The sequence below is a fragment of the Halomonas smyrnensis AAD6 genome (assembly GCF_000265245.1).
Lineage (GTDB): Bacteria > Pseudomonadota > Gammaproteobacteria > Pseudomonadales > Halomonadaceae > Halomonas > Halomonas smyrnensis.
Window position 1 is genome coordinate 87,890 of sequence record NZ_AJKS02000012.1, and the last position, 8,509, is coordinate 96,398.

8 protein-coding genes are annotated in these 8,509 nt (G+C 70.1%); 2 read left to right on the forward strand and 6 right to left on the reverse strand.

The window, feature by feature from the left end:
• The first annotated feature begins 85 nt into the window (after nt 1-85).
• Both phoB and phoR read left to right on the forward strand, forming a co-directional pair.
• Nucleotides 86-775, forward strand: coding sequence for a phosphate regulon transcriptional regulator PhoB (phoB, locus tag UYS_RS0212880; protein ID WP_016855933.1), 690 nt, complete (start codon nt 86-88; stop codon nt 773-775).
• A gap of 1 nt (nt 776) precedes the next feature.
• Nucleotides 777-2,090, forward strand: a complete 1,314-nt coding sequence (gene phoR, locus UYS_RS0212885) for a phosphate regulon sensor histidine kinase PhoR (RefSeq protein WP_016855934.1) — start codon at nt 777-779, stop codon at nt 2,088-2,090.
• A 73-nt stretch (nt 2,091-2,163) separates the two neighbouring features.
• Here phoR and cysZ read toward each other — a convergent pair whose 3' ends face one another.
• From cysZ to UYS_RS0212915, 6 genes are all read right to left on the reverse strand, one after another.
• A complete protein-coding gene (gene cysZ / locus UYS_RS0212890; RefSeq protein ID WP_026068541.1) occupies nt 2,164-2,904 on the reverse strand; it encodes a sulfate transporter CysZ in 741 nt (246 codons plus the stop codon).
• Between the two features lie 83 nt (nt 2,905-2,987).
• Complete coding sequence (phoU, locus tag UYS_RS0212895; protein ID WP_016855936.1) at nt 2,988-3,716, reverse strand: phosphate signaling complex protein PhoU; 729 nt, start codon at nt 3,714-3,716, stop codon at nt 2,988-2,990.
• 24 nt (nt 3,717-3,740) lie between these two features.
• Nucleotides 3,741-4,553 (reverse strand): phosphate ABC transporter ATP-binding protein PstB, encoded by an 813-nt coding sequence (gene pstB, locus UYS_RS0212900; RefSeq protein WP_051008835.1) that lies wholly within the window; start codon nt 4,551-4,553, stop codon nt 3,741-3,743.
• 28 nt (nt 4,554-4,581) lie between these two features.
• Nucleotides 4,582-6,144: a phosphate ABC transporter permease PstA gene (pstA, locus tag UYS_RS0212905; RefSeq protein ID WP_016855938.1), complete on the reverse strand. Its 1,563-nt coding sequence runs from the start codon at nt 6,142-6,144 to the stop codon at nt 4,582-4,584.
• Nucleotides 6,141-7,367, reverse strand: a complete 1,227-nt coding sequence (locus tag UYS_RS0212910) for an ABC transporter permease subunit (protein ID WP_016855939.1) — start codon at nt 7,365-7,367, stop codon at nt 6,141-6,143. Before UYS_RS0212910 ends, pstA begins: the two co-directional genes overlap by 4 nt.
• Nucleotides 7,368-7,435: 68 nt before the next feature.
• Complete coding sequence (locus UYS_RS0212915; RefSeq protein ID WP_016855940.1) at nt 7,436-8,380, reverse strand: PstS family phosphate ABC transporter substrate-binding protein; 945 nt, start codon at nt 8,378-8,380, stop codon at nt 7,436-7,438.
• Between the last annotated feature and the right edge of the window lie 129 nt (nt 8,381-8,509).

Consider the following 8,509-nt stretch of genomic DNA (forward strand, 5'->3'; position numbering starts at 1 on the left):
CAGGACGAGGCTGTCACGGTATTGTCACAAGGACATGCTGTCATCGTCACCAATATGTCACTGCTCTCGACCATGAGGCCCCGGGATGACCGCCAAGACCGTACTGATCGTCGATGATGAAGCGCCCATCCGCGAGATGATCGCCGTGGCGCTGGAGATGGCCGACTATCGCGTGCTCGAGGCGGACAATGCCCAGAGCGCCCACGCCATGGTCGTCGATCACCAGCCCGACCTGGTGCTGCTGGACTGGATGATGCCCGGCACCAGCGGCGTCGAGCTCGCCCGCCGGCTCAAGCGCGAGGAAGGCACCTCGGAGCTGCCGATCATCATGCTCACCGCCAAGGGCGAAGAGGACAACAAGATCCAGGGCCTCGAGTCCGGGGCCGACGACTACATCACCAAGCCCTTCTCGCCCCGCGAGCTGGTGGCGCGCCTCAAGGCGGTGCTGCGCCGGGCCACGCCGCGCGGCGTCGAGGATCCGGTCCAGGTCGAGGGCCTGATGCTCGACCCGGTCAGCCACCGCGTCAGCATCGACGGCCAGTCGCTGGAGATCGGCCCCACCGAGTACCGCCTGCTGCAGTTCTTCATGACCCACCAGGAGCGCGCCTACACCCGCGGCCAGCTGCTCGACCAGGTCTGGGGCGGCAACGTCTACGTCGAGGAGCGCACCGTGGACGTGCATATCCGCCGCCTGCGCAAGGCGCTGGGCGAGCCGCACCAGCAGCTGATCCAGACCGTGCGCGGCACCGGCTACCGCTTCTCCGCCAAGGCCTGACATGGGCCGGCTGTGGCGACGCGAATGGTGGCGGCTGGCGGCCCTGGTGGCCGCCGGCGCGCTGATCGGCTGGCCCTTCGCCCTGAGCGGCCTCGGCCTCGCCGTGGGGCTCGCCATCTATCTCTTCTACCAGATGCGCCAGCTCCACGCGCTGCAGGAATGGCTGACCCATCACCCCCATGACGAGCCGCCCTCGGCGGTGGGGCTGTGGGGGGAACTGTTCGACCGCCTCTACCGCTATCAGAAGGGCCAGCGCATCACCCAGCGGCGGCTGCGCGACACCCTGAGCCGCATCCAGGAATCCTCCGAGGCGATGCGCGACAGCGTGGTGATGCTCGACCGCCACGGCGACATGGAGTGGTGGAACAGCGCCGCCGAGCGGATGCTGGGCCTCAAGCCGACCCTGGACCGCGGCCAGCACATCACCAACCTGCTCCGCGACCCGAGCTTCGTCGACTACTTCCACGCCCGCGACTACCGCGAGCCGCTGACGCTGTGCTCGCCGATCGACGAGAACCTGATCCTGCAGTTCCAGATCACCCTCTACGGCGACGACGAACGCCTGGTGATGGCCCGCGACATCACCCGCCTGCACCGCCTCGAGCAGATGCGTCGCGACTTCGTGGCCAATGTCTCCCACGAGCTGCGCACCCCGCTCACCGTGCTGGCGGGCTACCTCGAGACCTACGGCGACATGGCCGAGATGCTGCCCGAGCGCCTCGGCCGCGGCATCGGCCAGATGCAGAGCCAGACCAAGCGCATGCAGAACCTGGTCAACGACCTGCTGCTGCTGTCGCGGCTGGAGAACGATCAGGGCGGCCACGACGACGTCCGCCTCGACCCGCTCAGCCTGCTCGAGGCCGTGCGCCGCGACGCCGAGGCGCTGTCCGAGAGCCATCATCGGCTGGAGGTGGAGATCGACGAGCCCCGCGCCCTGCTCGGCTCGGAGAAGGAGCTGCACAGCGCCGTTTCCAACCTGGCCTTCAACGCCGTGCGCTACGCCGGCGAGGACAGCCGCATCGTGCTGCGCTGGCGCCCCTGGGGCGACGGCGCCTGCCTGGAGGTCGAGGACGACGGCGAGGGCATCGACCCGCTGCACATCCCGCGCCTGACCGAGCGCTTCTACCGGGTCGACAAGGGCCGCAGCACCGCCACCGGCGGCACCGGCCTGGGGCTGGCCATCGTCAAGCACGTGCTGCTGCGCCACGACGCCCAGCTGGAGATCGACTCCCGGCTCGGCGAGGGCGCCACCTTCCGCTGCATCTTCCCCGCCGCGCGCCTCACCGACGCCGCGCCGGCCTCCCGGCGCGCCTGATTCCGCCCCACAGACACGACTCCGCCCGGCGCAGGCCGGGCGGAGATGTCACGTGATCACGACGCCTGTAGCGTCAGCGCCTCGCCGGGGCGATGTCGGGCGTCAGCGCCCGATAGTGGTCTTCCCACATCAGCACCGCGCCGGCCACGGCACCGGGCAGCAGGAACAGGTTGGCCAGCGGCACCCAGGTGATCAGCATCACCCAGCCGCCGTAGGTCAGGGTCGGCCAGCGGCGCGCGGCGAGGCGGCGGCGCATGTCGGCGAAGGGCACCTTGTTGTTGTCCATCGGATAGTCGAGGTAGGTGACCGCCATCATCCAGGCCGAGAACAGCAGCCACAGCACGGGCGCGATCAGGTTGATCACCGGAATCCAGCCGATCACGAACAGCAGCAGCATGCGCGGCAGGATGTAGCCCAGCTTGACCAGCTCGCGGCCCAGGGCATCGATGGCGGTGCGCGCCAGGCCGCGGTCGTCCAGCGGCGGACGGCCGGTCACCTCGCGCTCGACCTTCTCGGCCAGCAGGCCGTAGAAGGGCGCGGCGATCAGCTGGGTCACCAGGGTGAAGCTGAAGAACACGATCAGCCCCAGGCTGAGCACGAACAGCGGCCAGATCAGCCACGACAGCCAGTCGAGCCAGCCCGGCACCATGGCCATCCAGCCGTCGAGCCAGCCGCCGAAGTGGGTCAGCACGTAGCTCAGCATGGCGGCGTAGACCACCAGGTTGGCGAGGATCGGCAGGAACACGTAGCGGCGCAGGCCGGGGGTGTAGACCAGGCGCGTCCCCCGGGACAGCGCCGAGAAGGCATCCAGCATCGGTGTCATTTCCTCCATCACGACGACGGCGGCCGTCGCCAGGGGCGACGGCCGCTTCATGGACAGTGCCGGTCGAGCGGGGTTCAGCCCTCGTCGCCGAGCACCTCATCGCCGAGATCATCCGGTGCCGTGTGGCGGATGTCGAGGCCCTTGACCAGATAGACCACGTATTCGGCCAGATTGTTGGAGTGGTCGCCGACGCGCTCCAGGGCGCGCAGGATCCACATGATGCCGAGCACCGGCGAGATCGCCCGGGCGTCCTCCATCATGAAGGTCATCAGCGAGCGCATGGCGCTCTGGTACTCGCTGTCGACCTGCTCGTCCTCCTGCACCACCTTGAGCGCCAGCTCGGTGTCGAAGCGGGCGAAGGCGGTCAGGGCGTCGCGCATCATCTTGCGCACGTGCTCGCTGATCACGCGCACCTCGACGAAGCCGCGGGTGCCGCTCTGGTTCTCGACCAGGTCCACGGCGTTGCGGGCGATCTTGCTGGCCTCGTCGCCGATGCGCTCCAGATCGGAGGCGGCGCGGATCACCGCCAGCACCAGGCGCAGGTCGGAGGCCGCCGGCTGGCGACGGGCCAGGATCTGGGTGCACTCGTCGTCGATCTTGATCTGCATGTCGTTGACGGCACGATCGTTGTCGACCACGCGCTCGGCCAGGGCGGAATCGCCGTCGAGCAGGGCGCGGACGGCGTCCTGCACCTGCTTCTCGACCAGCCCGCCCATGGCCATCAGGTGGGTCTTGAGCTCCTCGAGCTCATGATTGAACTGCCGCGAGATATGCTGGCTGTGGATATCGCTGGTGATGTCCATGAGACTCTCCTGAGGGCGCCGGCGTCAGGCCATGCGTCCGGTAATGTAGTTCTCGGTGCGCGCGAGGCGCGGATTGGTGAACAGGGTATCGGTGGGGGCGTATTCCACCAGCTCGCCGTCCTGCAGGAAGGCGGTGTAGTCCGACACCCGCGCCGCCTGCTGCATGTTGTGCGTGACCAGCACCAGGGTCAGGCTCGACTTCAGGTTGCGGATCAGCTCCTCCACCTTGAGCGTCGAGATCGGGTCCAGCGCCGAGGCCGGCTCGTCGAGCAGCAGCACCTCGGGCTCCACCGCCAGCGTCCGGGCGATCACCAGGCGCTGCTGCTGGCCGCCGGACAGCGCCCAGGCCGAGGCCTGGAGGCGGTCCTTCACCTCTTCCCACAGCGCCGCCGAGCGCAGCGACCACTCGACGATGTCGTCGATGCGCCGCTTGCGCAGCCCGCCCTGCAGCCGCAGCCCGAAGGCCACGTTGTCGTAGATCGACATCGGGAAGGGGTTGGGCGCCTGGAACACCATGCCGACCCGACGCCGCAGCTCGGCCACCGCCACCTCGGGCGCGTGGATCTCCTGACCCTCGAGGCGGATCTCGCCCTCCCGCCGCACGTCCTCGTTGAGATCGTGCAGGCGATTGAGGGCGCGCAGCAGCGTCGACTTGCCGCAGCCCGAGGGCCCGATGAAGGCGGTGACCCGGTTCCGCGGCACCCGCAGGGTCAGGTCGCGCAGCGCTGACTTGCCGCCATAGCGCAGCCCGAAGCCCGAGACCTCCAGGCAGGAGTCCTCGGGCGCAAAATCGACAAAGGCCCCGCGTCGCGGAGCCGGGTCCTGCTTGACCGGCATCACATACCCCTTGGCACCATGGTCGCCCTCATAATCGCGAGAGGCCACCATGGCGTGATCTCAGATGATGGCGCAGAAATATTGCAGTCAGGTTAAGCACCAGGATCACCAGCACCAGCAGTAACGCCGTGGCATAGACCAGCGGCATCGCCGCCTGGACATCGTTGCTGTGAAAGGCGGTGTCGAAGATGTGGTAGCCCAGGTGCATGAACTTGCGCTCGAGATGAAGGAAGGGGAAATCGCCGTCCAGCGGCACCTGTGGCGCCAGCTTGGCCACACCGACCAGCATCAGCGGCGCCACCTCCCCGGCGGCCCGCGCCACCGCTAGGATCATCCCGGTGAGCATCGCCGGGGCGGCCATCGGCAGCACCACCCGGCTCAGCATCTCGAGGCGCGTCGCGCCCAGCGCCAAGGCGCCCTCGCGCTGGCGATCGGGAATCCGCGACAGCCCTTCCTCGGTGGCCACGATCACCACCGGCAGCGTCAGCAGTGCCAGGGTCAGCGAGGCCCACAGCAGGCCGCCGGTGCCGAAGGTCGGCGACGGCAGCGACTCCTCGAAGAACCATTGATCGAGACGGCCCCCGAGGCCGTAGACGAACACCCCCAGGCCGAACACGCCGTAGACGATGGAGGGCACGCCGGCCAGGTTGCGCACGCCGATCCGCACCAGCCGGGTCATCCGGCCCTGGTGGGCCACCTCGTTGAGATAGACCGCCGCCAGCACGCCGAAGGGCGTGACCAGCAGCGACATCAGCATCACCATCAGGACGGTACCGAAGATCGCCGGCCAGACCCCGCCCTCGACGTTGCCCGAGCGCGGCCCCTCGGAAAGGAAGCGCCACACGCCGTCGCCCCAGGCGATCAGCTTGGCCCCGACGCCCATGTCGTTGGGATGCCGGGCCCTGACGATCTCCTCGACGGGCAGGCGGATGCGGCGCCCGTCGGCGCTCTCCATCACCACCAGGTCGCCCGCCATCGCCTCGTGCATGGCCCGCATGCGCGCCTCGACCTCCGACAGCGCCCGCGCCGCCTTGGGATCCGCGCCGCGCCCCTCGAGCTCGCCGGCCAGCGGCAGCAGCACCCGGTCGCGCAGCCGGGCGATCGCCTCGCGCTGACGCTCGTGATCGGCCATCCGCGCCCTGAGGGCCTCCCAGGCCGCCGCGCCCTCGAGGCGCTCGCCCTCGGCCGGCATCCAGGCCACCAGGCGGCCGATGAAGTCCCCCCAGCGGCGCCGCTCCAGCACCACCAGGTCGGCGGGATAGGCTTCGGTCGCGATATCGGCCACCGGCACCCAGGTCCAGATATCGCCGTCCAGATCGCGGTTGCCGGTGCGATAGAGCCGCTCCTCGCCTTCGCTGTCGGGCAGCGGCGTCTGCTTCACCGCCCGACCGGCGAGGGTGCGGCCGTCGCTGAGGGTCAGCTGGGCCACGTCGCTGGGCCAGAAATGGCCCAGCCCCCGCGCGGCCAGCAGCACCAGCAGCAGGGCCAGCAGCAGCAGCGACAGCGAGATGCTGCCGGCGGCCAGCCAGGCCCAGGGGCCTTCGCCCCGGGGCAGGCGGGCGCGCCCCGGGCGTCGCCACGTCCAGCTCATGCCGTGTCTCCCAGACGCCGGTAGCGGCGACGCAGGCGGGTCCGGATCACCTCGGCGAGGGTGTTGACCAGGAAGGTGAAGAGGAACAGCAGCAGGGCCGCCAGCAGCAACAGGCGATAGTGGCTGCCGCCGGGAGCGGCCTCGGGCAGCTCGATGGCGATGCTGGCGGCCATGGAGCGCAGGCCGTCCAGCGGATTGAGGTTCATCAGGGCGGTGTTGCCGCTGGCGATCAGCACGATCATGGTCTCGCCCACGGCGCGCCCGGCGCCGATCATCACCGCCGAGAACACGCCCGGCGCGGCGGCGGGCAGCACCACCCGCCACAGGGTCTGCCAGCGCGTCGCGCCCAGCGCCAGGGCGCCCTCACCCAGGCTCTTCGGCACACCGGACAGGGCATCTTCGGCCAGCGCGTAGATGGTCGGCATCACCGCGAAGCCCATCGCCATGCCGACGATGATGGCGTTGCGACTGGCGTAGTCGAGCCCCAGATGGGCGGCGAGCCAGGTGCGCAGGTCGCCGCCGAACCACCAGCCCTCGAGCCACGGCGCCAGCCAGGCCGCCAGCGCCCACAGCAGCAGCAGCCAGGGCACCAGCCACAGCGCCGACCAGCCCAGCGGCAGACGCTGGCGCAGCCGCCCGGGCAGCCGGCTCCACAGGGCGCCGCCCAGCACCACGCCGGGCGGCAGCAGCAGCAGCAGGGTCAGCCCCAGTCCGAGGTGGCGCTCCAGCCAGGGCGCCAGCACCAGGCCGGCGAGGAAGCCGATCACCACCCCGGGCAGGGCCTCCATCAGCTCCAGGGTGGGCTTGAGGTGGGCCCGCAGGCGCCGCGACATGAACAGCGCCGAGTGCGCCGCCGCGCCCAGCGCCAGCGGCACGGCGATCGCGAGCGCCCAGGCCGCGGCCTCCAGCGTGCCCCAGGCCAGCGGCGCCAGGCTGAAGCGCGGCCCGGGATCGCCCTCCGGCAGCGCGGGCTGCCAGCGGTAGACGGGTTCGTCGAGGCCGGGATAGGGCTGGGGCAGCCACAGCGAGGAGAGGCTCAGCGACGACTCGCCGGACGCATCGGGCCAGAACAGCGGCAGGACCTCGACCGCCAGGAACACGCCGATCGCCATCACCGCGGCGATCACGCCGATGCCACCGGCGGTGATCAGCGCCGTGGCAAGGCGATCGCGCCCCTGTCGCAGGCGACGGCGCAGCAGCGGTGAAGAGGAGGAGTCGGGCATCGTCAGCGCACGGGCGTCGAGGGGTTAACGGAAGGTTACGACATTCTCATGACAAAGCGGTGACACTGTCACGCCCCATCGTCGAGCTCCAGTATCCGGCGCTGGCGGGCCAGGGTCGCTGTGGGCAGCGACACGAAGCCGAGCTCCTCGACGATGGCCTGGCCCTCGGCCGAGAGCACCAGCTCGAGGAAGGTTCGCTCGGCGACGGGCAGCGATGTGCCCGGCGGCTGATTGACGTAGATGCGCAGAGCCCGGGCCAGCGGATAATCGTCGCCCCGCACCGAGGGCGGATCGGGCCGGTGGATTCGCCCCTCGGTATCGCGCAGCGGCACCGCCCGCACCCCGGGCGTCAGGTGATTGAGGCCGGCATAGCCGATGGCCAGCGGATCGCCGGCCACCGCCTCCACCACCGCGGCCGAACCGGGATACTCGTTGACGTCGGGGCGGAAGCTGCCGCCGCACAGCCCCTCGCGGCGAAAGAGGCCGTGGGTGCCGGACACGGCGTTGCGGCCGTGCATCACGATGGGGCCGGCAGGAGACACGAGGCCCAGCGCTTCCCAGCGCTGGATGGCCCGCTCGGCCCCGCAGCGCCGAGTCTCGGAGAAGATCGCATCGAACTCGCGCTGCGACAGGCTCTTCAGCGGGTTGTGGCGATTCACCACCACCACCAGCGCATCCAGCGCCACCACCACCTCCCGCGGCGGGTAGCCGTGGCGCTCGACGAAGGCCGCGCGCTCCTCGTCGTCCATCGGCCGCGACATGGGCCCCAGCAGCGTGGTGCCGGCGGTCAGCGCCGGCGGCGCACTGGCCGACCCCGCCGCCTGAAGCTGCACCCTAAGCCCCGGATAGCGCTGGCTCAGCAGCTCGCCCCAGCGCAGCATCAGCCCCGCCATGGTGTCGGAACCGACGGTATCGAGGGTGCCGACATGGTGATCGGCCGAGGCCGGCGCGCCCCACAGCCCGGCGACCACCAGCAGCCAGGCCGTCAGGCCGCGTCGTAGGACCGCTATCATGACTCTCCTCCAGCTCATACGGATCGGGCGCGGCTCTCTCCCCCACAGGGTAGAGCAGCCGCGCCCTCGACGTTTATCATGACTCACCGATCCTTCGGCCTCGCACCGCGATGCGATCCCTTACAACCC

What these genes read in the sequence shown, in the direction of transcription:
- phoB (WP_016855933.1), top strand. Translation starts at nt 86, where the DNA reads ATGACCGCCAAGACCGTACTGATCGTCGATGATGAAGCGCCCATCCGC.
- phoR (WP_016855934.1), top strand. Translation starts at nt 777, where the DNA reads ATGGGCCGGCTGTGGCGACGCGAATGGTGGCGGCTGGCGGCCCTGGTG.
- cysZ (WP_026068541.1), bottom strand. Translation starts at nt 2,904, where the DNA reads ATGCTGGATGCCTTCTCGGCGCTGTCCCGGGGGACGCGCCTGGTCTAC.
- phoU (WP_016855936.1), bottom strand. Translation starts at nt 3,716, where the DNA reads ATGGACATCACCAGCGATATCCACAGCCAGCATATCTCGCGGCAGTTC.
- pstB (WP_051008835.1), bottom strand. Translation starts at nt 4,553, where the DNA reads ATGCCGGTCAAGCAGGACCCGGCTCCGCGACGCGGGGCCTTTGTCGAT.
- pstA (WP_016855938.1), bottom strand. Translation starts at nt 6,144, where the DNA reads ATGAGCTGGACGTGGCGACGCCCGGGGCGCGCCCGCCTGCCCCGGGGC.
- UYS_RS0212910 (WP_016855939.1), bottom strand. Translation starts at nt 7,367, where the DNA reads ATGCCCGACTCCTCCTCTTCACCGCTGCTGCGCCGTCGCCTGCGACAG.
- UYS_RS0212915 (WP_016855940.1), bottom strand. Translation starts at nt 8,380, where the DNA reads ATGATAGCGGTCCTACGACGCGGCCTGACGGCCTGGCTGCTGGTGGTC.